Annotated in this window: 1 pseudogene; it reads right to left on the minus strand. The window is 53.8% G+C overall.

The annotated features are described in order from the left end of the window. Window positions 1-253, minus strand: a pseudogene (locus AAEY83_RS17010) (lipid-A-disaccharide synthase); the annotation flags it as partial.

A 253-nucleotide genomic window follows, 5' to 3' on the forward strand; every position in this document is an offset into this window, starting at 1 on the left:
GCTCAGGGACGATGGCGGTGTCGGCTAAAATATTGGGCAGTGCCACATAAGGGACTTTGATCAGACGCTTGGCAATCTGATAGGTCAGCTTATTTAATTGATATACCACCACCATTGGGCGCTCAAGCAGCATCGCCTCAAGGGTTGCCGTGCCAGATGCTAGCATCACCAGATCCGAGGCAGCCATAGCCTGCTGACTAAACGCTGGCTGGCTGTCGTCATAGACCACCACGATAGCGGCACGCAATTGCTC

It is taken from the genome of Psychrobacter sp. TB20-MNA-CIBAN-0197, assembly GCF_040309765.1.
Classification (GTDB): Bacteria; Pseudomonadota; Gammaproteobacteria; order Pseudomonadales; family Moraxellaceae; genus Psychrobacter; species Psychrobacter submarinus.